This window comes from Streptomyces sp. CNT360 (genome assembly GCF_000424785.1).
Map to the genome: position 1 here is coordinate 384,026 of NZ_AUKO01000004.1, position 24,776 is coordinate 408,801.

24 protein-coding genes, 1 tRNA gene and 1 pseudogene are annotated in these 24,776 nt (G+C 71.6%); 12 read left to right on the top strand and 14 right to left on the bottom strand.

The genetic code is table 11. The features are described from left to right. Nucleotides 1-31: 31 nt before the first annotated feature. Entirely contained in the window at nucleotides 32-736 is a 705-nt protein-coding gene (locus tag H297_RS0111890) for a histidine phosphatase family protein (protein ID WP_027737231.1), read from the bottom strand. A 67-nt stretch (nucleotides 737-803) separates the two neighbouring features. Here H297_RS0111890 and corA point away from each other — a divergent pair, with 67 nt between their 5' ends. Then, nucleotides 804-1,796 (top strand): magnesium/cobalt transporter CorA, encoded by a 993-nt coding sequence (gene corA, locus H297_RS0111895; protein ID WP_027737232.1) that lies wholly within the window; start codon nucleotides 804-806, stop codon nucleotides 1,794-1,796. 34 nt (nucleotides 1,797-1,830) lie between these two features. Here corA and H297_RS0111900 read toward each other — a convergent pair whose 3' ends face one another. Continuing rightward, the gene (locus H297_RS0111900) at nucleotides 1,831-2,622 is read right to left on the bottom strand and encodes a hypothetical protein (RefSeq protein ID WP_027737233.1); all 792 of its coding nucleotides are present in this window, start codon (nucleotides 2,620-2,622) and stop codon (nucleotides 1,831-1,833) included. 291 nt (nucleotides 2,623-2,913) lie between these two features. Continuing rightward, nucleotides 2,914-3,966, bottom strand: coding sequence for an LLM class F420-dependent oxidoreductase (locus tag H297_RS0111905; RefSeq protein WP_027737234.1), 1,053 nt, complete (start codon nucleotides 3,964-3,966; stop codon nucleotides 2,914-2,916). A gap of 84 nt (nucleotides 3,967-4,050) precedes the next feature. Here H297_RS0111905 and H297_RS0111910 point away from each other — a divergent pair, with 84 nt between their 5' ends. Both H297_RS0111910 and H297_RS0111915 read left to right on the top strand, forming a co-directional pair. After that, nucleotides 4,051-5,100, top strand: a complete 1,050-nt coding sequence (locus H297_RS0111910; protein WP_027737235.1) for an aldo/keto reductase — start codon at nucleotides 4,051-4,053, stop codon at nucleotides 5,098-5,100. Then, a complete protein-coding gene (locus H297_RS0111915) occupies nucleotides 5,097-7,187 on the top strand; it encodes a helix-hairpin-helix domain-containing protein (protein ID WP_027737236.1) in 2,091 nt (696 codons plus the stop codon). Before H297_RS0111910 ends, H297_RS0111915 begins: the two co-directional genes overlap by 4 nt. 235 nt (nucleotides 7,188-7,422) lie before the next feature. On the opposite strand, the gene H297_RS0111920 is transcribed toward H297_RS0111915, so the two are convergent. Then, entirely contained in the window at nucleotides 7,423-8,184 is a 762-nt protein-coding gene (locus tag H297_RS0111920; protein ID WP_027737237.1) for a hypothetical protein, read from the bottom strand. A gap of 47 nt (nucleotides 8,185-8,231) precedes the next feature. Between H297_RS0111920 and H297_RS35910 the strand changes: the two genes are divergently transcribed. Then, complete coding sequence (locus tag H297_RS35910; RefSeq protein WP_037793764.1) at nucleotides 8,232-8,420, top strand: DUF5703 family protein; 189 nt, start codon at nucleotides 8,232-8,234, stop codon at nucleotides 8,418-8,420. 219 nt (nucleotides 8,421-8,639) lie between these two features. On the opposite strand, the gene H297_RS0111930 is transcribed toward H297_RS35910, so the two are convergent. From H297_RS0111930 to H297_RS0111940, 3 genes are all read right to left on the bottom strand, one after another. Beyond that, nucleotides 8,640-9,578 (bottom strand): chaplin family protein, encoded by a 939-nt coding sequence (locus H297_RS0111930; protein ID WP_027737238.1) that lies wholly within the window; start codon nucleotides 9,576-9,578, stop codon nucleotides 8,640-8,642. A gap of 169 nt (nucleotides 9,579-9,747) precedes the next feature. Further along, a complete protein-coding gene (chpH, locus tag H297_RS0111935; RefSeq protein WP_027737239.1) occupies nucleotides 9,748-9,981 on the bottom strand; it encodes a chaplin ChpH in 234 nt (77 codons plus the stop codon). A 213-nt stretch (nucleotides 9,982-10,194) separates the two neighbouring features. Next, a complete protein-coding gene (locus H297_RS0111940) occupies nucleotides 10,195-11,526 on the bottom strand; it encodes a M20/M25/M40 family metallo-hydrolase (protein WP_027737240.1) in 1,332 nt (443 codons plus the stop codon). A 139-nt stretch (nucleotides 11,527-11,665) separates the two neighbouring features. On the opposite strand from H297_RS0111940, the gene H297_RS0111945 reads away from it, so the two are divergent. Further along, nucleotides 11,666-11,753: transfer RNA gene (locus H297_RS0111945), tRNA-Leu, on the top strand. 35 nt (nucleotides 11,754-11,788) lie between these two features. Here the strand turns inward: H297_RS0111945 and H297_RS0111950 are convergent. Next, nucleotides 11,789-12,052 carry a hypothetical protein gene (locus H297_RS0111950; RefSeq protein ID WP_486589481.1) on the bottom strand — a complete coding sequence of 88 codons (264 nt, stop codon included), beginning with the start codon at nucleotides 12,050-12,052 and terminating at the stop codon, nucleotides 11,789-11,791. Between the two features lie 962 nt (nucleotides 12,053-13,014). Here H297_RS0111950 and H297_RS0111960 point away from each other — a divergent pair. Next, nucleotides 13,015-13,314 (top strand): hypothetical protein, encoded by a 300-nt coding sequence (locus H297_RS0111960; RefSeq protein ID WP_027737243.1) that lies wholly within the window; start codon nucleotides 13,015-13,017, stop codon nucleotides 13,312-13,314. 346 nt (nucleotides 13,315-13,660) lie between these two features. Next, nucleotides 13,661-13,873: a cold-shock protein gene (locus tag H297_RS0111965; RefSeq protein WP_037793926.1), complete on the top strand. Its 213-nt coding sequence runs from the start codon at nucleotides 13,661-13,663 to the stop codon at nucleotides 13,871-13,873. A gap of 1,002 nt (nucleotides 13,874-14,875) precedes the next feature. On the opposite strand, the gene H297_RS0111970 is transcribed toward H297_RS0111965, so the two are convergent. The 5 genes and pseudogenes from H297_RS0111970 to H297_RS44185 all read right to left on the bottom strand — a co-directional run. Continuing rightward, nucleotides 14,876-15,610 carry an SDR family oxidoreductase gene (locus H297_RS0111970; RefSeq protein ID WP_027737245.1) on the bottom strand — a complete coding sequence of 245 codons (735 nt, stop codon included), beginning with the start codon at nucleotides 15,608-15,610 and terminating at the stop codon, nucleotides 14,876-14,878. 1,030 nt (nucleotides 15,611-16,640) lie between these two features. Continuing rightward, entirely contained in the window at nucleotides 16,641-16,985 is a 345-nt protein-coding gene (locus H297_RS35915) for a winged helix-turn-helix transcriptional regulator (RefSeq protein ID WP_037793766.1), read from the bottom strand. A 70-nt stretch (nucleotides 16,986-17,055) separates the two neighbouring features. After that, the gene (locus tag H297_RS0111980; RefSeq protein ID WP_027737246.1) at nucleotides 17,056-17,652 is read right to left on the bottom strand and encodes a TetR/AcrR family transcriptional regulator; all 597 of its coding nucleotides are present in this window, start codon (nucleotides 17,650-17,652) and stop codon (nucleotides 17,056-17,058) included. Between the two features lie 269 nt (nucleotides 17,653-17,921). Further along, nucleotides 17,922-18,152: a hypothetical protein gene (locus tag H297_RS0111985; RefSeq protein ID WP_027737247.1), complete on the bottom strand. Its 231-nt coding sequence runs from the start codon at nucleotides 18,150-18,152 to the stop codon at nucleotides 17,922-17,924. A 38-nt stretch (nucleotides 18,153-18,190) separates the two neighbouring features. Then, nucleotides 18,191-18,403: pseudogene (locus H297_RS44185) on the bottom strand (IS5/IS1182 family transposase); the annotation flags it as partial. Between the two features lie 373 nt (nucleotides 18,404-18,776). Here H297_RS44185 and H297_RS44190 point away from each other — a divergent pair. Genes H297_RS44190 through H297_RS0112005 form a run of 4 tightly spaced genes read left to right on the top strand, consistent with a single transcriptional unit; the run spans nucleotide 18,777 to nucleotide 21,974 of the window. Next, nucleotides 18,777-19,313: an EF-hand domain-containing protein gene (locus H297_RS44190; RefSeq protein WP_037793769.1), complete on the top strand. Its 537-nt coding sequence runs from the start codon at nucleotides 18,777-18,779 to the stop codon at nucleotides 19,311-19,313. After that, complete coding sequence (locus tag H297_RS44195) at nucleotides 19,310-20,428, top strand: isocitrate/isopropylmalate family dehydrogenase (protein WP_051351758.1); 1,119 nt, start codon at nucleotides 19,310-19,312, stop codon at nucleotides 20,426-20,428. The genes H297_RS44190 and H297_RS44195 overlap by 4 nt, the downstream gene beginning before the upstream one ends. Next, the gene (locus H297_RS35930) at nucleotides 20,425-21,111 is read left to right on the top strand and encodes a cysteine hydrolase family protein (protein ID WP_037793771.1); all 687 of its coding nucleotides are present in this window, start codon (nucleotides 20,425-20,427) and stop codon (nucleotides 21,109-21,111) included. The genes H297_RS44195 and H297_RS35930 overlap by 4 nt, the downstream gene beginning before the upstream one ends. Then, nucleotides 21,078-21,974 (top strand): class I SAM-dependent methyltransferase, encoded by an 897-nt coding sequence (locus H297_RS0112005; RefSeq protein WP_037793773.1) that lies wholly within the window; start codon nucleotides 21,078-21,080, stop codon nucleotides 21,972-21,974. Before H297_RS35930 ends, H297_RS0112005 begins: the two co-directional genes overlap by 34 nt. Before the next feature lie 285 nt (nucleotides 21,975-22,259). Here H297_RS0112005 and H297_RS35935 read toward each other — a convergent pair whose 3' ends face one another. Continuing rightward, complete coding sequence (locus H297_RS35935; RefSeq protein WP_486589482.1) at nucleotides 22,260-23,693, bottom strand: MFS transporter; 1,434 nt, start codon at nucleotides 23,691-23,693, stop codon at nucleotides 22,260-22,262. 151 nt (nucleotides 23,694-23,844) lie between these two features. Between H297_RS35935 and H297_RS0112015 the strand changes: the two genes are divergently transcribed. Then, on the top strand, nucleotides 23,845-24,765 hold the full coding sequence (locus tag H297_RS0112015; RefSeq protein ID WP_027737250.1) for a LysR family transcriptional regulator: 921 nt from the start codon (nucleotides 23,845-23,847) through the stop codon (nucleotides 24,763-24,765). The last annotated feature ends 11 nt before the right edge of the window (nucleotides 24,766-24,776 follow it).

Sequence of the window (24,776 nt, forward strand, 5' to 3'; positions counted from 1 at the left end):
CGCACCCTACTGTGCGTACCGATCATCGCGCTCAGGCGCTGCCCCCCACCGTCGCGTTGCCCTGCGCCCCCTTTTCGGCGCCGCCCTCCTCGTCCGTGCGCGGCGGCGGCGCGAGGGAGGCGAGCTCCCCGGTGTCACCGAGCCGCAGCAGGAAGGGACGCAGCGGGGTGTAGGTGATGGCAGTGGCCGAGCAGGGCCCGACCGATATGCGCTGGAAGAGGTCGAGGTGCATGCCGAGCGCGTCCGCGACGATCGCCTTGATGATGTCGCCGTGCGCACACATCAGGTAGACGGCTTCCGGGCCGTGCTCGGTCTCGATGCGCGCGTTCCAGTCGCGGACCGCCTCCACTGCGCGGTGCTGCATGGCGCGCATGGACTCACCGCCGGGGAAGGTGGCGGCCGAGGGGTGGCGCTGCACGGTGGTCATGAGGGGCTCGTCGTTCAGTTCGGCCAGCTTGCGGCCCGACCACTGTCCGTAGTCGCACTCGGTGATGCGCTCCTCGGTGTGCAGGGCCAGCCCGGGGCGGGCGTCGGTCAGCGGGGCGAGGGTGTCCCGGCAACGGCGCAGCGGGCTGCTGACGGCGGCGGCCAGCGGCAGCGCGTCGAGCCGCCCGGGCAGCGCCGCGGCCTGCCGCTGACCGCTTTCGTCCAGCGCGACCCCGGGTGTGCGGCCTGCCAGCACCCCGTCGGTGTTGGCGGTCGACCTGCCATGACGTACGAGGATGAGCGTGGGCATGCCGCAACCCTAAGCGAGGGTGCACGGATACCGCTGCGGAGTTGTGCGGCGGCGGCAGCGCGGGAAAATGCAAGAGGTGATCGTCGATTGCGCGCTCTACCGCCACGGGCGGCGCGCGGAGCAGCCCCAGGACTTCTCCGCCGCGCTGCGAAGCGCCCGCTCCTCGGACGACGCGTTCTTGTGGATCGGCCTGCACGAGCCGACGGAGGACGAGTTCGACCGGGTCAACCGGGCCTTCGGGCTGCATCCGCTGGCGGTGGAGGACTCCCTCCACGCCCACCAGCGGCCGAAGCTGGAGGTCTACGCGGACTCGCTGTTCCTGGTGCTCAAGCCGGTCGCGTACGACGCGTCGCGGGGCACGCTGCGCACGGGCGAGCTGATGGTCTTCGTGGGCGACTCCTTCGTGCTGACGGTCCGGCACGGCGAGGCCAACCCGCTGGGCTCGGTACGCCGCCGCCTGGAGGAGGACCCTGATGTGCTGCGGCACGGCCCGACAGCGGTGATGTACGCGGTCAGCGACACCGTCGTCGACCACTATCTGGATGTCGCCGCCGCGCTGCACGAGGACCTGGACGAGCTGGAGGCCGGGGTCTTCGCCCGGGAGGCGAAGGTGGGTGCGGGCACGGCCGGGCGGATCTACGACTTCAAGCGCAGGGCGCTGGAGTTCCGCCGGGCGACGATGCCGCTGAGCGACCCCGTCGCCCGGCTGACCGGAGCGGGGGTGCCCTTCGTGCACAAGGACGCGCGCCTGTTCTTCCGGGACGTGGCCGACCACCTCTCGCGGGTCAACGAGCAGGTGGAGTCCATCGACCGGCTGCTGACGGACATCCTGTCCGCCTATCTGGCCCAGATGGGGGTGCGGCAGAACGACGACATGCGCAAGATCTCCGCCTGGGCGGCGATGTTCGCCGTGCCGACCGCGATCGCCGGCGTCTACGGCATGAACTTCGACCACATGCCCGAACTGCACTGGATCTGGGGTTACCCGGCGACCATTCTGCTGATGGTGGCGATCTGCGTGGTGCTCTTCCGGATCTTCAAGCGGAGGAACTGGTTCTGAACCACGTGAGCCGCAGACCCGGTTCTGGTGCGGCTCAGGCGAACTCGGGGGCCGCGCCCGCCGTGCCGGTGCCCAGCGCGTCACGCCGCTCGGGCATCCGCAGCCGGACCATCCGGCGCCAGCCGCCCAGCCGCTCGTACCCGTACCGGCCGTGGATACCGAGGGCGATCAGCCCGTACGTGAGACCCGACCAGCCCAGGATGCGCGCCATGCGGCTCATGACGGCGAGGCTGACGTCGCGGTAGACCTTGATCTCCGCCAGGGCGCTCTCGCGCAGCAGCGCCCTGATGGCGCGGCCGTGCCCGGCCCGGGAGAGGGCCAGCAGCTCCTCGTGGCAGTAGGCGAGATGGTTGTCCTCGTCCCGGCAGATCAGCCGCACCGCGCGAGAGATGTCCGGCCGGTCGCCTGCCACCTTCTTCAGCAGAGCCATCTCCTCGGCGGCCCGCTGCTCGGTGACCCTGCTGTGCGCGAGGTAGGTGAGGACGTCCCGCTCGCTCAGCGGCTCGTCGCGGCGGAGCTTCTCGTGGCCCAGGCCGATTCCCAGACCCTCCAGGATCATCGTGTAGTCGGTGTCCTCGGGGATCTCGGCCGCTTCCAGGCCCCGCTTGTGGAGCAGGGCCATGAAGATCCGGCCGTGCTTGTCCTCGTCGGCGCCGTGCCGTGCGACCTTGGGCGCGAGGTGGCGCTGGGCCGGTGGAACGAGCGCGGCGATACGGCCGTTCTCCCACCCGCCCTGCGCTTCGCCGCTGGCGGCGATGGAGCAGAAGAGCCGGAAGGACTCGTCGTTGTCGAGGATCTCCGTGAACAGACTCCTGGCCGAGAGCATCGCTGCCACCTCCGTACCCGATATCCCCCGCAAAGCGCGCCATCCGTCCTGAACGAGTCAAATGCCGCGGCGGCGTCCGGGCAACAGATGCGCACCCTGCCTGCGCCGAATGCAGGAGGCGCGGCTGGCCGCTCGCGTATTCACCGGCCCCCGACGTAACCGGGCGGCGGCCGGGACGTTGTCTCCCGTGACGGCCGTGGCGGGGATGACCCCGAGCCCCCACCACGGCCGCAAGCATGTCCGGCGCACCGCACCGCCGGACCCGTGACGCCCAGGAAGATCAGGTCGGCGTCAGGCGGCCAGGCCCGCGCGTTCCAGGGCCGTCACGCCCGCCCGCAGACTCGTCAGCCGCTCCTCGAGCGAGAACCCCGCCGGGGACAACGACAGCGTCGTCACCCCGGCCTCCGCGTAGGCCTGCATCCGGTCGGCGATGCGCTCGACCGGACCGATCAGGGTGGTGGAGTCGATCAGCTCGCGCGGAATCGCGGCCGCCGCACCCTCCTTGTCGCCGGCCAGGTACTTCTCCTGGATCTCGGCGGCCTCCTTCTCGTAGCCCATGCGCTGCGCGAGCTTGTTGTAGAAGTTCTGCTTGCGGCTGCCCATCCCGCCCACGTACAGCGCGGTGTAGGGACGGAACAGGTCGGCCAGCGCGTCGATGTCGTCCCCGACCGCCATCGGCACGGTGGGGCACACGTCGAAGCCCGCCAGCGTCCTGCCCGCCTTCGCCCGCCCGGCCCGCACGTGCTGGAGGGTGGTCTCCTCCGCGTGCTCGGGGGAGAAGAAGACCAGCAGCGCACCGTTGGCGATCTCGCCGGTCTGCTCCAGGTTCTTCGGCCCGATGGCGGCGATGTAGAGGGGGATCCTCTCCCGCTCCGGGTGGACGGTCAGCTTGATCGGCTTGCCGGGGCCGCCGGGCAGCGGCAGCGTCCAGTGCTCACCGTCGTGGGTCAGCCGCTCGCGCGACATGGCCTTGCGGATGATCTCGACGTACTCGCGGGTGCGGGCGAGCGGCTTGTCGAACTTCACCCCGTACCAGCCCTCCGACACCTGCGGCCCGGAGACGCCGAGGCCGAGGCGGAAGCGGCCGCCGGAGAGCGAGTCGAGGGTGGCGGCCGTCATGGCGGTCATGGTCGGGGTCCGGGCCGGGATCTGGAAGATGCCGGAGGCCACGTCGATCCGCTCGGTCTGGGCCGCCACCCAGGCGAGCACGGTGGCCGCGTCCGAGCCGTAGGCCTCCGCCGCCCAGCACACGTCGTAGCCGAGGCGATCGGCCTCCTTGGCGACGGCCAGATTGTCGGCATCCATCCCGGCACCCCAGTAGCCGAGGTTGATGCCCAGTCGCATCCCCATCCGCGCCCACTCCCTACTGATCAGTAATGTCCCTGACCCCTCGGACTCTAGCGCCCGCCACAACTACGCTCAACGCCCATGGAGCTAAGGCACCTCGGCCGCACTGGCCTGCGCGTATCCCGAATCGGACTGGGCACCCTCAGTTGGGCGCGGGGCGGCGGCGAACCAGGACCCGGCAGCGGCGGAGCGCGCACGGGCCGCGGCACCTCCTACGAGGAGCACGAACAGAACGCCATGGACCAGCTCAAGACGTTCTGGGAGGCGGGCGGCACCCTCGTCGACACCGCCGACGTGTACGGCGACGGGGAGGCCGAGTACCTGCTGGGACGCATGGTGCGCGACCTGGTGCCGCGCCGGGACCTGGTGATCGCCACCAAGGCCGGGAGCGTGCCCGATCCCGACCGCCGCTTCGACTGCTCCCGCGGCCACCTGCTCACCGCGCTCGACGCCTCCTTGGAGCGCCTGGGCACCGACCACGTCGACCTGTGGCAGGTGCACGCGTGGGACCCGTACACGCCGCTGGAGGAGACGCTCGCGGCGCTGGACACCGCTGTCGACAGCGGCCGGGCCCGCTACGCCGGGGTGTCGAACTTCTCCGGCTGGCAGCTCGCCAAGGCCGGGACCTGGCAGTCGGCGGCACCCGGGGCGCGGCACAGGCTGGCCAGTACCCAGATGGAGTACTCGCTGCTCCAGCGCGGCATCGAGCGGGAGGTGCTGCCCGCCGCCCTCGACCTGGGCATCGGCCTGCTGCCCTCCTCGCCGCTGGGCCGCGGCGTGCTCACCGGCAAGTACCGGCAGCCGGGACCGCCGCCCGCCGGCTCGCGCGGCGCCTCCGAGCGGCTCGCGCCGTTCGTCGAGCCGTACCTGGACGAGACGGCGGGACGGGTCGTGGACGCGGTGGCCATAGCGGCGGACGGGCTCGCACTGCCGCCGCTCCAGGTGGCGCTGGCGTGGGTGCGCGACCGCCCGGGCGTGGTGGCCCCCGTCGTCGGCGCGCGGACGTCGCAGCAGCTCGCGGAGGCGTTGTCAGTGGAGGGTCTTAGTCTTCCCGGAGAAATTCGCGCGGCGCTGGACGACGTGTCGGCACCCGTGCACCGCTACCCCGACCACGACTGGAGCGAGCTGTGAGCAACGATCGGACAGCCGAACTCCTCGCTGCCGTCCGCGCGGTGGAGAGCGGCGAGCGCTCCGCCGACTCCTTCTTCGCCGCACCCCGCAAGCCCGCGCCCGCCCCCCGGCCGGCAGGTGGCCCGGCGGCAGGCGCCACGGATTCCGGCGCCGCCCCGCCGGCCGCGGGGGCCACCGGGGCGGGACAGGGCCGCGAACCGGGCACGGAGCGCGGCACCGGCGGCGGACCGGTGGACGTCTCCCCGGAGGTGGCCGCCCTGCTGGCGGAGGGCGGCGCGCCCGAGGCACTGGGACGGCCCGTGGCCGCGCTCCTCGGTGAGGGCGCGGCCGAGGTGCTCCGAGCCGACCCGTGGCAGCTTCTGGCGGTGCCCCAGGTACGGCCCGAGCAGGCCGACGGCTTCGCCCGTGCCCTGCTCGGTGACGAAGCGGCCCCCTCGGACCCGCGGCGCGCGGTCGCCCTCGTCGTCCACCTCCTGGAGCGTGCTGCCCTGCGGGGTGACACGGTGCAGGACCCCGCCGCCCTCGCCCGGGGCCTGGCCCAGCACGCGGTGCCCGAGCCCGACGAGGCAGTCCGCGAGGCCGTGGACGCCGGAGCCGTGCTCGTCTTCGAGGACGCACTGGACGCGGGGCCGACCCTCCAGGAGGAGCCCGAGGAGGAAGCGGAACGCCCCGTCCGGATGCTGGTCGGACTGGACCGGTACGCCTTGGCGGAGGAGAGCCTCGCCGACGGGCTGGCCCGCATGGCGAGCACCCTCTCCCCCGCGGAGACACCCCACGAACCCACGGCCCGGGACTGGGCCGCCGCGGCGGAGGCGGCCCCCTCCCCCTCCGCTCAGGAACTCGTGCGGACGGTCGCCGGAAGCGGACTTGTCACCCATACGGGTGGTGAGGCCGCGCGGGCGGAGATCGCCGCACTGGTCGTCGCCGCACGGCGGCTCGGGCTGCGCGCCTGGCTCCTGACCCATACGGAAGGGGGCCGGGACCGCACGGCACGGCTGGTCGAGGCGGCCTCCGGCCCAGCGGGCACCACCGCGGCGCAACCGGAGGGAGACGGCACGCACCCCGCGGAGGGGCCCGCCCCTGACGCGGAGAGGCCGGGTGCCGGGTGCGCCACGGTCGCCGGGTTCCTCGCCGGCACCGAGGGACCGGAGCGGGACGCCGAGGGCACCGTGGGGGTGGACCTCCTCGCCGTCTGCGACGCCCCGCAGCTCGACGCGGAATCGGCCGCGGCGCTCCTGGAAGCGCTGCCGGACGGCACCCGGCTGGTGCTCAGCGGCGATCCGTCCGTGCTCGGCTCCGCGGGTCCCGGCCAGGTGTTCAAGGACCTGATGGCCGCCCGGTACTGCCCGCAGGTGGCCTCGCGGACGCCGGATCCGGGCCCGGTCGGCGAGCTGGTGTCGGGGATCGGCGTCGGAGAGCTGCTCCAGGTGGAGGCGCCCGGCAAGGAAGTGGTGATCGTTCCGGTGGCGGACGCGGGTGAGGCCGTGCACCGCACCGTGCAGCTCGTCGCGGACTCGGTGCCCCGCGCCATCGGCATCCCCGCGGAGGAAACCCAGGTCATCACGGTCGGCCACGGCGGCTCGGCGGGCACCAGGGCACTGAACGCCGCCCTCAAGGAACGGCTCAACCCGGGCCCCGGCCGCTTCGCCGGCTTCGACCCCGGCGACCGCGTCGCCCACTCCCCCGCCCTGGGCCGGACCGAGCTTTCCACGGTCACCTCCGCCGACGAGCTCGGGCTCCACCTCACCTGCGGAGGCCGGACCGTCACGGTCGCGCCCGAGCGGGTGCCGGAGACACTCCGCCACGGGTGGGCCATGACGGCCCACCAGGCGGCGGGCCTCCGCAGCCCCGCCGCCGTCGTCGTGCTGCCGGGCGACGCCACGGAGGCGCTGACGCGGCAGTGGGTCTACACCGCCTTCTCCCGCGGCGAGCGTCACCTCTCGGTCGTGCACGGCGCCGGCGACGCCCTCGCCCGCGCTGTCGCCTCCGTCCCGGGCCCCGAACGGACGACCCGGCTGCGCACCCTGCTCACCGAGTCGGCCCGTGCGGCGGAAGCCGCGCACGCGGCTGCGGACGGCGCCGAATAGGCGGGCCCCACGCCGTCGCGCCGTTGCCCCGCAGCTCCCCCTGCGAGGAAGCTGATCCGCCGGGCGGCCCGGACCCTGCGTCAGCCCCGAACCGGGCCCGCCTCGGGCCGTCGCCCCGGGGGCCCGACTCGGCCAGGGCGCGTCCCCGCGCAGGCGCCCGGGCCGGGAACAGGGGGGCGCCCACGGCGGGTGACGCGCTCAGGGGGGCTGCGTCAGGAAGGGCGGGGCCGGTGGATCACCGGCGTCCGGGCTCCTCGTCGGACGCGTCGCCCTCGTCCTCCGTCTCGACGAGCAGGTCCTCCTCGTCCTCGTCGAAGACGGAGCTGACGTCGAAGCGGCACACCACGCGCTGCGCGTCCGCCTGCTCGAAGGGCGCCGAGAGCCACTCACCGGGCTCGCTCGGCTCGTCGACCGCGGTGACCCAGAGGGTCGAGTCGCCCTCCTCCAGGCCGAACTCCTTGTGCCGGGTCGCGATCTCGTCCGGCTCGTACTCGCCGAAGAGCACACCCAGCGCAGCGTGCACGCTGCCGCCCGCCGAGGTGCCCTCGACCCGTTCGTCCTCCGCCGACTCCGGGTCCAGCTCGGTGACCCGCTCGGCCTGAGCGAGCATCCGCTGCGGCTCGGCGATGGTGTAGTCCCGGCGGATGAGCACACTCAGCGCACTGGGCGTCTCGGGGCCCGTGTACGCGGGAAGGGTGTCGCCGCCGGGAATCTCGAAGGGGGTGACCTCGTCGTAGACCTCGTACAGCAGCTCGTCGTAGGTCTCCCCTGCTGCGGCGAGCTCGTCGAACGCGGCGTAGACGGCGGAGTCGAGCGCGGAGGTCTCCTGACCCGCCGCACCCGCGCCGCGTGCCCCGGCCCCGGACCCCTCCCCGGCGGGCGTCCCCGCATCGCTCGCGCGGCGCTCGACGGCCTCCAGATGCCGGTCCAGCGCGGCTTTGACCGCCTCGACGGCGGCGCGTACGTCGGCAGCGGTGGGCTGCGCAGCATCAGACATAGTGCAGACGCTATCGGCAGACGGGCTCCACACGCACAATGGTGGGGATGCCGGAATACGAATTTCGCGATGTGTACGTACCACGCGGCGTGTCCCGCAAGGCCGCGACCCAACTACTGACCGACCATGCCGAGTACGGGCACTGGGAGCTGGCCCGTACGCGCCTGTACCCCGACGGAAGCCGGCGGGTGCGGTTGCGCCGCCGGATCATCCGTCAGCTCCACGCCACCTGGTGAAGCCGGGGAGCGGCCCGTCCCGTACGGCCCGCTCCCCGCTCTCCTGTGCTGCGGTTGCTCCCCGAGCGCTGCGGTCTCACCCCCGCGCCGGGGTCCTTCCCTCGTCGCCGTGCGGCCGGCACTGCGCACCGGTACCGGGCGACCCGACCGGCACCCCCGCACACCCCGTTGCGCCGCCCCCTCGTCCCACCTGCGTGGCGACGAGGGGGCGGCATGGGCTCAGCGGCGAGCGGCGGCGCGGGAGCGGCGGTAGAGCACACATCCCCCGACGAGCAGCCCCGCGCTGAGCGGCGCGGCCACGCCGAGCTGCGAGCCGGCGCCGGTGTGGGCCAGCTCTCCGCCGGTACCGGCGGCCTCGGGCGCGGCGGACGCCGGTGCGCTGGGCACCGGCTCGGGCCGGGACGCCGCGTGCACCTCGCCGGTGCTGCCGGGCTGGTCCGGCGTCTGCGGGGTGTCCGGTGAGGTGGGCTCCTCCGGTGTCTGCGGCCGGTTTGGTTCCTCCGGTTTGCCGGGGTGCTCGGGCTGCTGGGGCTCGCTCGGGTGCTCCGGCTCACCCGGCTTCTCCGGCTCGTCCGGGTGTCCCGGCTCGACCGGGCCCGGCGCCTCCGGGCTCGCGCAGCCGTTGCCGTGTGCCGGGTCGAGGATGCCGACGACGTCGACGGTGTTGCCGCACACGTTGACCGGCACGTCCACCGGCACCTGGACGTCGTTGCCCGAGCCGACACCGGGCGAGTCGTGGGCGGAACCGCCGGCATGGGCGCCGTGTCCGCCGGAACCGCCGCCGGTGACCTGGTCACCGCGGCCGCCCTGCGGGCGGTCGCCGCCGCCGTGTCCGGACCCGCCGGGCTGCTGGTGGGCGCTGCCGTTGCCGCCGTGCTCCCCCGCAGGGGAGCCGGAGCCGCCGCCCGAGGGTCCGGCGCCGCCGGGGCAGCCGTTGCCCGCAGCCGGGTTGAGCAGCCCGAGCACGCTGACGGTGTTGCCACAGATGTTCACCGTGACGTTCACGGGTGCGTGGAAGGTGTTGCCGGAGAGGACCCCCGGCGAGTGCGCGCTGTCGCCCTGGGCGCCCGTGTCCGCGGACGCCGTCCCCCCTGACATCGCGAGCAGACCGCCCGCGGCGGCCATGGTGAGCAGGCCCTTTCTGGTGCCCTGTCGCATGGTGTGGTTTCCCCTGCCTAGTGGTGGCTGTTGTGAACCGGCCAGGGGGAGGCGCACCCGCGTGCGCCGTCCCGCCCCCTCAGGAACCGAGGGCCCCGGAGCGCGTGGCGCGCGCTCCGGGGCCGCTCAGTCACGTGCGCTCACCGAACGGGTCGGGTGAGGCTGGGCGTCACTGGTTGACGCAGGTGTTGCCGAACGCGGGGTTCAGCAGCCCGATCACGGAGATCGTGTTGCCGCAGGCATTCACCGGAACGTGGACCGGGACCTGGACGACGTTGCCGGAAACGACACCCGGGGAGTGCACGGCGGCACCCTGCGCACCGGAGTCGGCGACGGCCATACCCGCACCAGCCAGTACCAGACCGCTGGTGGCAGCCGCAGCGGCGATGACCTTCTTGATCATTGTTCCTCCTAGTTGGCAAGACGGTCCCGGCCGGGGACCGCACCACCTGTAACGAGGAAGGAGGAATATGGCTACGAACCGACTAGATCATTCACTCGTCCCGGTCATATGAGCACACGTGGCCGAATTGCGGAGCAGGGCTTCACAGCCGGCCAGCGGTGGTCCATATCAGGACAAGAGGGCAGACATCGGGTCGAGTCCGCTCCCGGCAGCTCACACCTGGTCGAGGAAGCGGTCCAGAACCCGGGCGCCGAACTGGAGACCGTCCACCGGGACCCGCTCGTCCACGCCGTGGAACATCCCCGCGAAGTCCAGCTCCGGCGGCAGCTTCAACGGCGCGAAGCCGAAGCAGCGGATGCCCAGGTCGTCGAACGACTTGGCGTCGGTACCGCCGGAGAGCATGTACGGCACCGCGCGGGCGATGGGGTCCTCCGCGCGCAACGAGGACTGCATGGCCTCCACGAGCGCGCCGTCGAAGGTGGTCTCCAACGCCTTGTCCGCGTGCACGTCCTCCCGCTTGACGGACGGCCCGAGAAGCCGGTCGAGGTCGGCCAGGAACTCCTCCTCGTGACCGGGCAGGAACCGCCCGTCGACGTGGGCGGTGGCCTGGCCGGGGATCACGTTGACCTTGTACCCGGCGCCGAGCTGCGTGGGCGCGGCGGTGTTCTGCAGCGTCGCGCCGATGATCTTCGCGATGCCGCCGAGCCGGGCGAGGGTCTCCTCCATGTTCTCCGGATCCAGCTCGATGCCGAGGGCGTCGGACAGCTCGTCCAGGAAGGAGCGGACGGTCTTGGTGACCCGCACGGGGAACTTGTGGCGGCCCAGCCGTCCGACGGCTTCGCACAGCTCGGTGATGGCGTTGTCGTTGTTGGTCATCGACCCGTGGCCGGCGGTGCCGTCCACGGTGAGCTTCATCCAGTGCATGCCCTTCTGGGCGGTCTCGACCAGGTAGAGCCGCAGGTCCTCGTTGACGGTGAACGAGAAGCCGCCGACCTCGCCGATGGCCTCGGTGACCCCGTCGAAGAGGTCCGCGTGGTTGTCGACCAGGTGCCGGGCCCCGTACACGCCGCCGGCCTCCTCGTCGGCGAGAAAGGCCAGCACGACGTCGCGGGGCGGCTTGCGGCCCGTACGCAGCCGGTCCCGGACCACCGCCAGCGTCATGGCGTCCATGTCCTTCATGTCGACCGCGCCGCGGCCCCACACGCAACCGTCCGCGATCTCGCCGGAGAACGGGTGACGCGTCCAGTCCTCGGCGTTCGCGGGGACCACGTCCGTGTGCCCGTGGATGAGCAGAGCGGGCCGGGACGGATCCTCGCCCGTGATCCGCGCCACGGTCGAGGCCCGGCCCGGCCGGGACTCGATGATCTGCGGCTCCAGACCCACCTCGGCCAGCTTCTCGGCGACGTACTCCGCCGCCGCCCGCTCGCCGGGCCCCTCGTTGTTGCCGTAGTTGCTCGTGTCGATCCGGATCAGGTCACGGCACAGGTCCACGACCTCGCTCTCGGCGGTCGCTGTCCTCGCGGTCGCGGCGCTTTCGGCACTCACGCTGCCTCCTCTTCTCGCAGATACGTCCCCATCCTCCCGCCCCCGCCCCACCTCCCCAAGAGCCGGGTGATCGCAGCCCGCGACGGGTGCTAAGGTTTAACCCGTCGCCAGGGCCGCCACGGCCCGCGCGGCACACCCGGTCGGGGTGGCGGAATGGCAGACGCGCTAGCTTGAGGTGCTAGTGCCCTTTACAGGGCGTGGGGGTTCAAGTCCCCCTCCCGACACCAGCTCAGACCCCTGTTGAACAGGGGTTTTGTTGTGTCTACCCCTGCGACGTGAGCAACCACGTGACCAACAGGGATGATCTTCCGCAGCGCAGACAGGGGATTCCGATCCGCTCGGCGCCGTCGGCGGCAAGCTTCACCGCAGCGTCCTTGCGACGCCGCCCGTACCGCATCATCGTGCAGCCAGGCGCGCGGTTCCGGGTATTGGCCGACACCTCAACGGGATTCTCCTTCGCATCAAGATCATTGTTGATCTTGCTGGCCCTCCAGTCGTGGAGGTGGAAGGTCTCCGGAAGATCCACAGCCGACGCCGTGTTCACCCCACCAGGACTCCAGCCGCCGCTTCTCGGCCTGCTGCCGCTCCCACTGGTACTCAAGGACGCCCAGGAGCGACCGGCCAACGTAGATCACCGCGCTGGACTCACCGTCCTTCGTCAGCTTCCTCAGTCGATATCCGCCCCCTTCGGAGACGACCACGTAGCCCGACTCGATCGCACCTTCATGCCAGTCGATGAGCTCTCACGTCATGCCCAACGCTTCGCTCCGCCGTTCGGCGGTCGCCGCGTGAACACTCCACAAGGGGGCATCTCGCAGACACTGATGGAACTCGCGGCACTCCCGGTTGCCGCATGGCGTCCAGATCTCCGGCAGAAATGCCGCAGTCTCTGCATCGTTCGGCGTCGAATAGTCAGGCTCCGCCGCCAGGAGGCGTTGCAGCACGCCGGGGGGGGGGAGGCATCCAGTTCGACGCCTTCGCAGCAACCGTCCATCAATCCGACCTGCCCGCCTGGACCATCCGGGGCGACGGCAACTCCGACATCTCGGGCTGGACGCTGCACTTCTCGACGCACGCAGCCGCTACCCTGCTCCAGGACGTGGCCTTCGAAATGGCTGACCGATACGCCGAACTCCCCGGCTCCACCGTGAGGCAGGGCCGCCCGTTCAGCACTCTCCCCCACCCACCACCGCATGCTCCTGCCCCCGCCAGGACACGCTGACACTGCCGCCGTGTCCCGCGTCGCCCTCTTGCATAAGCCTCGCCTGAATCTGCCGAATCCCGCGCCTGCTCCCCCAGGAGCCGAGCGCGCTGAGAGGCGATGTCTCCGGGGAGCGGCGACCTCGACGCCGCGGCAAATGGCCCGGAAGTCCTGGGTCCAGAGCAGCCGGGTGGCGTCCATCTCGCTGCGTGAAATGATGGCTCGTGTGCCTGTCTGCGATGCCAACGCGCCCACTGACGCTTCCCGTTCGACCGAAGGACTGAGTCGTGCCCGACCGGCCTGAGATTGTCTGCATCTGCGGCTCTGCCCGGTTCGTGGACGAGATGCGTACGGCAAACCGTGAACTGACTTTCGCAGGTGCGATCGTCGTCGCGCCGGGCGAGGCAGACGAGTTGGTCACCAGCGAACAGAAGACCGCGCTGGACACCCTCCACCTGCGCAAGATCGACCTTGCTGACCGGGTTCTGGTCGTCAATCCGGGTGGGTATGTCGGGGAGTCCACGAGCAGGGAGATCGCATATGCCCACACGACCGGCAAGCCGATCTCGTTCACGGATCTTGTCTGACCAGTAGGCGCTTCGCGGTGCACGTGGGCAACGAGTCTTGGTCAGCTTGCCCGCACGAGCGCATGCGTTGCCGACGCCCGTGTGCCGAGCTACGGGGCACGCCCGCGCACACGCCGCCATCGGCCGTCGTAGAGCTACGTTCGAGCCAGCAATACCAATTCGGCCACCGTTTACGCAGCTCGTGCTGAATGCTCGTCAACGAGCGGTAGATGCTGAAGTTGACCGGGGTGCCAGCATGGCTGACAACCACCACGCTCAGCGGGGCGATGCGCTGAGCATGTACCACAAGTACCTGGGCTACGTGATGACGTGCGTGGCCTGCGCGGAACCACCTGCGATGTGCCCGATGGGCAGAGCGCTCAAGACCACCGTGAAGTGGTACCGCAGCGGAAAGAGCTTCGGCCTCATCGAGCAGGACGGCGGCGGCCCCGACGTCTTCGCCCACTACTCCGACATCTTCGCCAACGGGTTCTGCGAACTCGTCGAGGGCGGGAAGGTCAGCTTCGATGTCGCTCAGGGCCAGAAGGGCCCGCAGGCTGAGAACATCGTCCGCGGCTGAACCACTTCGCCAACGGAGCGCGGGGCGCCCGCCAGTCACGGCGGGCGCCCCCATGCTGCGTCTCGCAACGTTGGAACCGGGTTCACTGAGCCTTCCGGCACGCGATCAGGCGTTGCTCCCAGCCCGTGGGTGGCGGCCAGGGCACGCCCCGGTCAACCAGTCGTTTCCCGCGCCACCCCCCTGCGAGAGACCGGGCCGCCTTGATGTCGTCCGGCGAGGGCAGCACGACGGGCTGGGGGGCGGGTCTCGACCATGGCTGCGGGACGCTGCCGCTCGGGTGCCGCAACGGCCGACGTCGACCGAGGCTTTAACGGATCAGCCCACCGGCTGGCGGTGGCGGCGGCGACGGGTATGTCGCAGTCGGCGGTCTCGTGGATCCAGGGGTGTTCGCCCTGGCGCCGCACCGGTCGCAGATCTTCAGGCTGTTCACCGGCCCCTTGTTCATCGACAAGGTCCGCGACGTCGTCGGTCTGTCTTTCGGTCCGCCGGAGAAGGCTCTGGCGCTTTGCGTGGACGAGAAGTCGCTGATCCAGCCCTGGACCATCCGTCAGGTCCGGCGCCACGGGCCTCTTCCCCGCCGTCGAAGTCGCAACCGGCAAGGTCATCGGCTTCCTCCACCACCGGGCTGCGGTGTTCAAGAAGTTCCTCGCGTAGCTGGACAAAGAAGTCCCGGCCGGTCTGCGCATTCATTCGATCCTGGACAGCTACACGACTGACAAGACGCCCGACTTCCACAGCTGGCCGCTGGCCCACCCACGGTCCCACCCGCACTTCGCACCGACCAGCGCCTCCTGGCTGAACCTCAACCTCGTCGAGCGGTGGTGCGCCGCGATGAGCCCAAAGAAGTCGGCTCACCGGCTGGAACCAGCGCCCCAGGCCCTTCGTCCGGACGAAGACAGCCGACGGGACTCTCGACAAATCTGCCGTCTACCACAGATGAACTTCTGACTCAGGTCGCCATGGGCTTCACCCGGCTGGTCCGCGGAGTGCGTGCGGGGGTGATTACACCTGCGCGTATCCGCCGTCGGCGAAGAACTCGGCACCGTTGACGTAGCTCGCCGCGTCCGAAGCGAGGAACGTCGTCACCGCGGCGATCTCCTCGGGCTCGGCAAGGCGGCCCAGGGGGACCCCCTCTTCGGACTGCTTGAGCACCTCGGACGGGAGGAGCTCCAGCAGGCCCGGGGTGCGTGTACCTCCAGGCGACACGACATTGACGCGAAAGCCGCGTGCGCGTGAGCTGAGGGCCCAACCGCGGGCGAGGCTGCGGACCGCAGCTTTCGACGCCGCATAGACCTCAAGTCCCTCGTCGGGCCGCGTCGCAGCGGTCGAGCCTGTCAGGATCACCGAAGCACCGGCATTCAGGTGCGACAGCGCCTGTTGGAAGGTGAAGATCGTCCCCTTGATGTTGGTGGCGAGCAGGGAGTCGATCACCTCTTCCGTGACTTCGCCGAGCGGAGCCACGGTGCCGATGCCGGCGTTGGCGACCAACACGTCGATGCGGCCGGCTTGTTCACGCACGGTTCGGTAAAAGGCGTCGAGCTCCGAAGGAACCGAGACGTCGCACATTATGCCGGTCACGCCGCTGCCGAGTTCGGTGACGGCGGCGTCCAGCACATCCTCGCGGCGACCGGTGACGAACACCTGGGCGCCCTCCTCACGAAACGCTCGTGCCGTGGCGAACCCGATGCCGGTGCCGCCTCCGGTGACGACTGCGACCTTGCCTGCCAAGACGGCCATGCCGCCCTCCTCACAAATTATGGACCGTTGCGTCAACAACTCTCCTCGATATGGACCGTTTGGTCAAGATCGAGGTTCGCGGGATCGGCTCCCCCGTCTGAGTCGCGTCTGTGCAGCGTGGATCGGAGCGGCCAGTGGAGCGCCTGCGCGCGAGGGCAGCTCGAAGGCGCGCCCGGCGGGGCTCAGGGCGCTTCTCCTGGTGCGCCTCGCTGATCAGATGAGGATGCCTGCGATGCGGAGCGCGGCGAGGCGGACGGTTGCTGTCTTGTCGTGGGGGCCAGGCCACGCCGCCGTTCGAAGCGGTTGATGCAGCGCTCGACGGTGTTGCGTTGCGTGTAGGCGTTGCGGTCGAAGGCGGGCGATCGTCCGTCGGCTCGACCGCGACGCCTGCGGTGAGCGGCCTGGTCCACGGGCTGGGCCGTGACCGGTCGATTGCCTCGCCGCCGCAGGTGCTCGCGGATGGCGCGGGAGGGGCACGCCTTGTCTGCGAAACCGTCTGAGGACGTGATGCGACCGACGGCCGAGGCACCCGCAGGCGAGCCAGGCGAGCCATGGTCTGTGCGGACGCGGACTCATCGTCGGCCTGGCCAGCCGTGAGGCGGAGAGCCAGGGGCCGACAACAGCCGTCGGCGGCCAGGAGGATCTTCGCCGTCAGTCCACCGTGGGACCGACAGAGGGCGTGCTGGTGGGCGCGGGCGAGGGTGGTGTCGACGGCGACGGCCCAGTCCAGGTCGCCCTCAGTGTCAGCCTGGGCCAGCAGGGTAGTGAAGACCTTCTTCCACGTGCCGTCGGCAACCCACTAGCACAGTCGGTCGTGGGCGCCCTTCCAGGAGGCCGCACTCCTTGTGCAGGTCCACCCACAGACGAGCGGTGCGGTACTCGAACGCGGTCGCCTCGATCACCTGCCGGTGGTCCCGGCACCGTCCACCCTGCCTCGGCTCCCCGCCCAGGCAGCAACGGATCAACTCACTTCCATTGCACGTCAGTTGAAGCCATTCGAATCAACGATCAGGTGATCCGAGGAAACGCCCTAGCGCTCTCCGGTGCGGCCGTCGTACTCCTCGCGGGCGGTGAGGACCTCCTCGATGTGCTCCACCGACCACTCCGTGAGCGCCCTCAAGGGTCCGCGGAGCGTCTGGCCGAGCGGGGTCAACTCGTACTCCACGCGGGCCGGCACCTCCGGGTGCACCGTCCGCAGGACCAGTCCGTCGCGTTCGAGACCGCGCAGCGTCTGGGTGAGCATCTTCTCGCTCACTCCCGCCAGCCGTTGCCGCAGCCGGGTGAACCGGCACGCCCCGTGCCTGCCCAGTTCGCCCAGTACGAGGACCGCCCACTTGCTGCCGATGTGGTCGAGCACGTCACGTGAGGCGGTCACCGGTGCACCCGCGCGGTCAGAGCGCCAGGTGTACGAGTCCCGTGGCGGGTTCAGGTCCGGCGGTGGGTCACTACTGCTCGGGAGCGGGCAGGAGTTGTGCCAGAGCGGACCGGGTCGCCGCGGCGAGGATGTCGACGTCTACGCCGGTGCGCCCTAGGGCGATGAGGCCAAGCTGGGCGACGAGAACGGTGCGGGCGGTGTCAGCAGGATCCGCGTCGGGCGCGAGGTCACCTTCGTGCTGAGCGCGCTCCAGCGCCTCGGTGAGGATGGCGGTCATGGCGTCATAGCTGCGGCGGGCCTCGGCGGCGACCTGCGGAGTGCTGGTGGCGAGCTCGGCGTTGGTGTTGGCCAGCAGGCACCCCCGGCGAGCGACGGCCCCGGTGGGGTCGGCAGCCGGGCTGGACACGAACTCGCGCACCAGGTCGATCCCCCGCCTCGCGGACGTCAGGCGCTCGCGCAGTGTGAGCAGGTTCGCGTTGTCGTAGTCGCGCAGGACTCGCAGGAACAGGTTGTGCTTGTCGCCGAACGCGCCGTACAGACTGCCCTTGCCGAGCCCGCTGACGCGCAGCAGATCCTCCAGGGATGTCGCCGCGTATCCCTTGTCCCAGAACTCATCCCGGACAGCGAGGAGCACGCGCTTCTCGTCGAATTTGCGAGGCCGGGCCATGTCCTCATCGTACCGAGTTCTGGACTGTGCCAGCCATAACGGGCTGCCGGGGACCGGACCGGCTCGTGGACGACGGTGCGATGGCACGCGGGAGCCCGGCTCAAGCACTCCCGGGCGGTCACGCCCCCCTATGCAAGCACGCCTACACGTTCCACGACACCTTCCCGGTCGGCCGGGGTGCGCATGCTCAGCAGAGGCGGCGCCGGGCAGGTAGCGGGTGAATTCCGGTCGGGGCCACGGCTTGGCCACCACCGCGTACGGCCGCTCGGTCATCGGTGCCCGTCCGGCGCCCGGGCCTGGCGGGACAGGTCCACCCAGCCGGGGCCGCGGCCTCCGCCGCCGCCCCAGTGCGGATGCCAGAGCACCGTGTTCGTGAGCCGCATCAGGCGGCGGCGCAGAGGGCTCGGGTCGCGGGGGTGGTCGGCGAGCGCTCGGTATGTGCGGTCCCACTCGCGCTGCGCGGTGATCAGGTCGTCCGGGTAGAGGGGGTGCTGCACCATACCCGTATTAGATCACGCGTTCGATTATCAGGAGCATGTGGCCTCCGCGTGTCGGGCGGTGTCGTTGTGAGTCCGCCGCGACGGGAGCGGTGCGGGGGTATGCCTTTCACCAGCGGAATCAGGCCCTGGCTGTCGTGGAGGTCGGCGCCAGAGGTTCCGACGGAGATGGGCAGACCTGACCGCTCGGTGATCAGATGGATCTCCGACCCGCGGGTGCCCCGTGCGACAGGATTCGAATGAGTCAGATCCCCCGGGCGGTGCGGCTTGACCCACACCCGGCCGCCGAGCAGTTCGGTGTGGAACCCGGCGAGCTGCCCCGCGCCGGCGCGATCCAGGGCGACCGCCCACAGTCTTCGCCTCGCCTGCGGTACCTCTCGCTCTCCGGGCGCCCCCGCGGCGTCCGCGTACAGCAGCAGCCGTAGCCGCGACCCCGCCCCCTCCCCGTGCGCGGCCGGTCGCCTCGATCACACGTGGGGCGCTTCATGCGCCGATCAGGGAATTTCCTTCGATCGTGTGCAACAGCCGCTTGCGGCCTGCTTGTTGGCCCGGTGCCCACGGATAGTGAAGCACTGCCGGGGCGAGAGGTCCCGGCGGATTCCGACGGGAACGCAGAGGTGTACCGCCATGCCCACCACAGAGGCCAACGACCGCGTCCAGCTCGTCTTCTCCCTGTTCGACGCGGACGGGAACGGCTATATCGAGCCCGCCGACTTCGAGTTGATGGGCAGCCGGGTCGCCACCGCCGTACCGGCGGCGGACACCGAGGCGAAGGACAGGCTGCTCGCCGCCTTCCAGCATTACTGGACGACGCTGGTGACCGAGCTGGACGCCAACGGCGACGGGCGGATCAGCCCCGAGGAGTTCACCGCGGTCGTCCTCAACCCGCAGCGGTTCGACGCCACCATCGGCGAGTTCGCGGAAGCGCTCGCCGCGCTGGGCGACCCGGACGGCGACGGCCGCGTCGCTCGTCCCGACTTTCTCGCCCTGATGACCGCGATCGGCTTCCAACCCAGCAACATCGAGGCGCTGTTCGACGCCTTCGGCCCGGACGGGGACGACCGCGTGGCGGTGCGCGCCTGGGCCGACGGCATCCGGGACTACTACCAGCCCGAGAAGTCCGGCATCCCCGGCGACCACCTGACCTCCCGGACCTCCCGGTGACCTCCACGCCCCCGCTCGCCGGACAACGCCACGGCGAGCGGGAGGCACCCCGCGTCGGCCTCGCCGTCGGCCGGGGCACCGGACCCGAACTCGCGGACACCTTCGAACGGGTCCTCAGCGCCCTCGCCCCCGGCATCACCATCGTGCGCTCGCCGCGGCTCTACCACTCCTACGTGTCGCTGCGCGAGGAGGCGGATGTCGCCCGGATCCGGGAGCTGACGGGCGAAGACGCCGCGCACTACGAGGAATTCTGCCGCGATCTGGCCGCGGGCGGCTCGCACGCCGTGTTCCGCACCGCCATCAACGCCCAGTCCCTCTACCTGGTCCGGCAGCGCCTGCGCGCCGTCAAGATCGACCAGCTCACGGCCGGCGACACCTCGCTGCTCCTGGTGCGCGACCAGGCGCAGGGCTTCTACACCGGCGAGAACCGGCACACCGACGGCGAGGTGGTCCGCACTTTCGCCTTCAGCCGGGAGATCACCGAGGCGGTCGTCGGTCACGCCCTGGAGCGGGCCCGGCGCGCCTGGCCCGACGGCGGCCCCGACCGGATCGTGATGGCGTACAAGTTCCATCTGCTGGACGGCGCGTTCGACGCGTGGGTGGCAGGGATCGCCGCACGGCACGGGGTGCGCGTCGACGTGTTCCAGCCGGACACGGTGAACCGCAACCTGCTGGCGCACGGCCTGCCCGACCGCGCCCTGCTCATCGCGGGGAACGAGTGGGCCGACATCATGCACGTCGTGCTGCTGGACCGGTTCGGCTCCGAACGGCAGGAGAACCGCTGCACGGAGAACGTGTACCTCGCTCCGGAGGCGGCCGGCCTGACCGAGTACCAGACGGTGCACGGTTCGGCCGACGACCTGGCCGGGCGGGATCTGGTCAACCCGGTGGCGACCATCCGCGCGGCGGCCCTGGTCGCGGAGCGGCACGCCGGGTGCGGCGGCGCCGTGGAGCGGACCGAGGCGGCGCTGACGGCGCTGGCCGCGGAGGGAGTGGGCACCCCCGACCTCGGCGGGCGGCACTCCACCGCCGGGGTGGTGGAAGCGCTGCTGGACGCGCTGGCACCGTCCCGCGCCGCGGAGGCGCGCCAGACCGCGCTGGCGGGCGGATCGTGACCGCGGACACGACGGGCACGGCCCTGGTCGTGGTGGACCTGCAGAACGACTTCTGCGCCGGTCCCGTGGCCAGGGCCCGCTTCAGCGGCGGTCCCGCCGTCCTGGACGGGGTCGTCGCCGGCGGTGTCCGCGCCGCCGGGGCGGCCCGCCGGGCGGGCGTGGAGGTGGTGTTCGTGCGCTTCCTGGGCGATCCCCGGCACCAGGGCGAGAGTTGGCGGCTGCGCGACCTGCGGCTCGGCAAGCACCCCAAGTGCCTGGAGGGATCGTGGGGCGCCGAGTTCCACGGCCCGCTGCCGGAGCCGGGCGAAGCGGTCTTCACCAAGCGCGCCTGCTTCGACGCCTTCCTCGCCGACGGCTTCGAGGACCACCTGGCCGCGCGGGGCGTGCGCCATCTGGTGTTCGCGGGGCTGTTCGCCGACGTGTGCGTGGACTCCACCGTGCGCACGGCGTTCCAGAAGGGCTTCCACGTGACCGTCCTGACCGACTGCACGACCGCCCTGCACCTGCCGTACGAGGAGGTGCTGCGCTTCATACGCACCGTGTACGGCGCCCGGACCACGATCGCGGACGACCCGTCGGCGTGGCGGACCCCGGTGCCCGCCCCCGGACCGGAGCCGTCCGCTCCGCTACCCGCACCGAAGGAGGAGGCATGGGCACCGCCGCGGAGCCGACCGCGGGCGTGACGGCGGGTGTCGGCCGCACCGCCCTGCTGGTGGCCGCCTCCCGCGCCATCGAGACCCACCGCCCGGACGCCCTGGCCCGCGACCCGCTCGCGGAGCACTTCGTCCGCGCCGCTCCCGACTCGGCCGACTGGCCCGTCCACCCGGACAAGGTGCCCGGCGGGGACAGCGACCCCCTGTGGGGGCGCCTGGGCCGCTACTTCGCCCTGCGCACCCGCGCGCTGGACGACCACCTGATCGGCGCGGTGGGCGCGGGCGCCCGTCAAGTGGTCCTGCTGGGCGCCGGGTTGGACGCACGGGCGTACCGCCTCGCGTGGCCACCCGGCGTCACGGTGTACGAGATCGACACCGCCGGGGTCCTCGCCTTCAAGCGGGCGGTGCTCGACCGCGCGGGCGCGGTGCCCACGGCGGACCGGCGGACGCTCGCGGCCGACCTGTGCGAGGACTGGGCCGCCGCCCTGCTGGGCACCGGCTTCGTCCCGTCCGCGCCGACGGCCTGGCTCGCCGAGGGCCTGCTCCTCTACCTCCCGGCGCGGGCGGAGCGCCGCCTGATCGCCGCCGTCGACCGGCTCAGCGCGCCGGGCAGCAGTCTGGCCTACGAGATCAAGAAGGTCACCGAGTCACCGCGGGTCCACGCCAACCCCGTGTACGTCGCCGCCCGCGAACGGCTCGGCATCGATCTGACCGCCCTGTTCGACACCTGCCCCCGCCCCGACTCGGCCGGCGACCTCACCTCCCGCGGCTGGGCCGTCCGCACCCACACCCCTTACGACTTCACCGCCCTTTACGGCCGCGGCCCCCTCCCCGAACCCCACGACGCCCTGGCCGTCAACCGCTGGACGTTCGCCACGGCACCGACGCGGTGAGCCACTGCCGTGGGACGACCGGTCACTGCGGCACCCACCGCCCGTGAAGCCTTCGCCCTCCGCGGACCGACCGACGGCCACCGGGCCCGCGTCGGCGCCCCACCCCGACCGCGTGCCCAGCCTGTGCCTCGGCACGGTCCAGCAGTTGGACACCCTGGCCCCGGCCCCCGCACTCACAAAGGTGTCAACGGGCCTGGCCGGTGGCGACGGCCACCGGGCACAGCGGCCTTGGATCCGTGGCCGCCCCCGATCTCGGCGTCCACTCCCCCGATACCGGTGCAGGTGTCACAGCAGGTCCAGCGCATGTTGCTGCGTGGACTCGCGTCGGCCGGTCTGCGGGGCGTCGGCTCCGACGTCCACCGCCGACAGCATGTGGCCCGGGGTGGGCGGTCGGTGTGTACCGGAGGCAAGGGGGGTGAACGGCTTCGAGAGCCGGGTGTGCGGCGGTTCCGGGTCAAGGGCGGGTTGCCACATGGCATCGCCCTGCGACCGGACGTACGAGGACGAGGGCACCGCGCTCGCCGCACGCCGCCCCGGTAGGACCACTCTGCGATGGTGGCGTAGAGGCGAGGTCGGTACCTGCACACACCGGCGCCGCTGCGGGACGGTGAGGAGGACGAGCAGACAGACCGCGCCGAGGGCGGCTCCTGCCCAGCTCAACCCGGTCACCGCCACAGTGAGCGGCATGCGCAGGGACATCAGTCCGACGGCGACGGCGGGGGTACCTGATCCCAGGTAGAAGAGGAGATAGAGCGCGGCGCCGATGCCGGATCGCTGCCCTACGGGGGTGCGCGCGTCCACCGCGCGGGCAGCGCCGCTGACGGCCGGTCCGTGCCCTGCGCCGGCGAGCAGGGCCGAGCAGAGCGTGGCCGGGAGCGAGGTGGCCCCGGTGGCGGCGAGCAGCAACAGGCTTCCCAACAGGGTTGCAGTGCCGATGCATTGGGCACGGCGCGGCGAGCAGCGGGTGGCGGCGAGCTGTGTGAGCCCGGACCAGACCAGCACTGCTCCCAGCACGCCACCGGTGAGGGCAGGGCCGCCGCCGTGGGGCGTGTGGGCCAGGAGGGCCGGGACGAGGGCGAGATGGACGCCGACGACCGCCCACGCGAGGAAACCGCTCAGCCCCGCGACGGCGAAGGTCGCGCGGAGTGCGGCCGGGATCCGCGGACGGGCGGGCCGGACCCGCCATGGTGCCGGGGCCGCGGGAGGCGGTGCGGGCACCGTCCGGCGCAGCCGGTGCCAGATCCACGCCAGCATCACCAGATGCAGCAGGTAGGGGGTCAGCAGCGGCCCCGGGACGTAGGTGGCGAGCAGGCCCGAGGCGGCGGGGCCCGCGGCGGTGCCTCCCGCGAACGCCAGGCTGGCGAGCATCGGAGCGCCGACGCGTGAGGCGGGGCTGTGGTGCCGGGCCAGGAGGGACTGGGCCGCGCCGGTCGCGGCGCCCAAAGCCAGCGCCTGTCCGATGCGCCCGGCGAAGAGCCAGGCGGGGCTGACGGCGAGAGCGAAACAACCCGATCCGGCGGCGGCCAGCAGCACGCTCAGCCGCAGCACGGGACGCGGCCCCACGGTGTCGGCCGCCGGACCGCACAGCAGCAGCGCCGGACCGCTGACGAGAGCGAACGTGGCGAACAGCAGCGTCATGACCAAGTCGTCGTAACCGAACAGCTGCTGGTAGGCGGGGTAGAGCGGGCTGGGCAGATACGCGCCCGCGGTCAGAGCCACGACGAGGAGTGCGGCAGTGCGCACCGTCCGGCGGCCTGGGTACGCGCTTCGCTCTGGAGAAACACGCGAATCAGTCACGCCCGTCAGTGTGCGGGAGAGCAAACGCAAGGGGAATCAAACGAATCCGCGGAATACCGTGCAAACTGTTTGCATGGTCGACTCCCGGCTCCGGATCCTTCAGATGGTCGCCGAACACGGCACCGTGACCGCCGCAGCGCAGGCCCTGCACTACACGCCCTCCGCGGTCTCCTACCAACTGCGCCAGCTGGCGGCCGAGGTGGGCGCGCAGCTGATCGTGCCCCAGGGCAGAGGGATCCGGCTGACCCAGGCGGCCCGCATCCTGTTGCGCCACACCGAGCGCCTCCAGGAGCAGTGGGAGCGCACCCGTGCCGAGTTGGGAGCGCTGGGCGGTGAGCCCACGGGACAGGTCACGCTGTGCGGCTTCTCCACGGCCGCCAGCCGTCTGCTGCCCCCGGCCGCCGCCGGCCTGCGTGACGCCCATCCCCGACTGACCGTGCGGATCATCGAGGCCGAGCCCGACCGCTGCTTCGACCTGCTGCTGTCCGAGGAAGCCGACCTTGCGCTGCTCGTCGTCACCGCGGACTCGCCGCCCATGACGGACCAGCGCTTCGACCAGCGGCCCCTCCTGGACGACCCGCTGGATCTGGTCCTCCCGCGGGATCATCCGTTGACGGGCCGCAAGAGGGTCACGCTCGCCGATGCCGCGAGGGAGCAGTGGATCGTGGGCAGGCCGGGCTCGACATACCACCAACTGGTGCTCGCGGCCTGTATGAGCGCCGGTTTCACCCCGGACATCGCGCACTGGGCCGACGAGTGGGACACCGGCACCGCGCTGGTGGCGCACGGCTTCGGCGTGATCCTCGTACCCCGCCTGGCGCGGCTGCACGACGACTCGCCCGTCACCCGTGTCCCGCTGCACGGCGAGCCGGCCCCGGCGCGCCGCATCATGGCCGTCACCCGCCTCGGCGCCCGCACGATCCCCCTGCTCGACCACGCCGTCGAGACGATCACCGCGACAGCAGCCGAGCTGCTCCCGAACAGACAGGACTGATCCCGCGCTCG

Excerpts from the sequence above, each read along its gene's own strand:
- H297_RS0111900 (WP_027737233.1), bottom strand. The coding sequence starts at position 2,622 with ATGCTCTCGGCCAGGAGTCTGTTCACGGAGATCCTCGACAACGACGAG.
- H297_RS0111905 (WP_027737234.1), bottom strand. The coding sequence starts at position 3,966 with ATGCGACTGGGCATCAACCTCGGCTACTGGGGTGCCGGGATGGATGCC.
- corA (WP_027737232.1), top strand. The coding sequence starts at position 804 with ATGCAAGAGGTGATCGTCGATTGCGCGCTCTACCGCCACGGGCGGCGC.
- H297_RS0111965 (WP_037793926.1), top strand. The coding sequence starts at position 13,661 with ATGGGCAGAGCGCTCAAGACCACCGTGAAGTGGTACCGCAGCGGAAAG.
- H297_RS0111890 (WP_027737231.1), bottom strand. The coding sequence starts at position 736 with ATGCCCACGCTCATCCTCGTACGTCATGGCAGGTCGACCGCCAACACC.
- H297_RS44190 (WP_037793769.1), top strand. The coding sequence starts at position 18,777 with ATGCCCACCACAGAGGCCAACGACCGCGTCCAGCTCGTCTTCTCCCTG.
- H297_RS35910 (WP_037793764.1), top strand. The coding sequence starts at position 8,232 with ATGCCGGAATACGAATTTCGCGATGTGTACGTACCACGCGGCGTGTCC.
- H297_RS0111970 (WP_027737245.1), bottom strand. The coding sequence starts at position 15,610 with ATGGCCGTCTTGGCAGGCAAGGTCGCAGTCGTCACCGGAGGCGGCACC.
- H297_RS0111980 (WP_027737246.1), bottom strand. The coding sequence starts at position 17,652 with ATGGCCCGGCCTCGCAAATTCGACGAGAAGCGCGTGCTCCTCGCTGTC.
- H297_RS0112005 (WP_037793773.1), top strand. The coding sequence starts at position 21,078 with ATGGGCACCGCCGCGGAGCCGACCGCGGGCGTGACGGCGGGTGTCGGC.
- chpH (WP_027737239.1), bottom strand. The coding sequence starts at position 9,981 with ATGATCAAGAAGGTCATCGCCGCTGCGGCTGCCACCAGCGGTCTGGTA.
- H297_RS0111985 (WP_027737247.1), bottom strand. The coding sequence starts at position 18,152 with ATGGTGCAGCACCCCCTCTACCCGGACGACCTGATCACCGCGCAGCGC.
- H297_RS0111930 (WP_027737238.1), bottom strand. The coding sequence starts at position 9,578 with ATGCGACAGGGCACCAGAAAGGGCCTGCTCACCATGGCCGCCGCGGGC.
- H297_RS0112015 (WP_027737250.1), top strand. The coding sequence starts at position 23,845 with ATGGTCGACTCCCGGCTCCGGATCCTTCAGATGGTCGCCGAACACGGC.
- H297_RS0111920 (WP_027737237.1), bottom strand. The coding sequence starts at position 8,184 with ATGTCTGATGCTGCGCAGCCCACCGCTGCCGACGTACGCGCCGCCGTC.
- H297_RS0111910 (WP_027737235.1), top strand. The coding sequence starts at position 4,051 with ATGGAGCTAAGGCACCTCGGCCGCACTGGCCTGCGCGTATCCCGAATC.